The sequence below is a fragment of the Campylobacter showae CC57C genome (assembly GCF_000344295.2).
Classification (GTDB): Bacteria; Campylobacterota; Campylobacteria; order Campylobacterales; family Campylobacteraceae; genus Campylobacter_A; species Campylobacter_A showae_B.
In genome coordinates, this window is the sequence record NZ_AOTD01000042.1 from 1 (window position 1) to 797 (window position 797).

General features: G+C 41.7%; 1 pseudogene. It reads right to left on the minus strand.

Going from position 1 to position 797, the window contains the following annotated elements:
* Nucleotides 1-26 precede the first annotated feature (26 nt).
* Nucleotides 27-797, minus strand: a pseudogene (locus H740_RS11820) (hypothetical protein); the annotation flags it as partial.

Sequence of the window (797 nt, forward strand, 5' to 3'; positions counted from 1 at the left end):
CTTTTAAGAAATTTAAAAACTCTTTTTTAGCTGCTTCGTCTGCGTAGCTTACCTGCTTTACCATCTCTTGTCCCCCAAAAGACCGCAGGCCGTTTTCCTGATATCCGGTCGAAATTTAGCTTGCCGTCTTTGAGCGATATTTTAACCTTTGCATTCTCTCCTAGTATCTTTTCGGCGGCAACCTCAAGCCATTTATCTTTAAATTTTTCCAAATCCATATCGGAGTCTAGTAGCTTTGCCATATCGACCGCCATTTTAAGCCCAATACCCTTCGTATGACCAACTCCAAAGCTTCCTAGATCCACACTAAACGCACCCATAAACCCATCTACGCTAAAAACATCGTTTTCCATGTTTGAATTGTTTTGCAAGACCTTCGTGCTATCTATAAATTTCTTTAGCTCTGCGACCTCGCCCTTGCTCATGCTTGGATCAAGCCCGTTTATCTTGCCCCAAATGCTGATTTTATCATCTTCCGTATAGCCGCTTAGCGAATACGCCTTACGTGCAACCACGGGATCATAAGGTTTATATATCGGTTTTTTAAAGCCCATTTTTATAGCAAGAAGCCTATTTTGCTGCTTGTCGTTTAGTTTTGAAAACTCTACGTTTTGCGCCCAAACGGCAAGCTCATTTTCGTCCAGTTCGTCAGGATCGAGAGCATAATAATCAATCGGTTCGGTCAAATTTGATCGAGAAGGCGCCAAATTTGAGGTTAAATTTATAGCCTCTTTTTCCTCGCGTGCTTTTAAATTTTGCCCGCGAGCGCTACTAAAATCATAATTTACGTTTGCGTT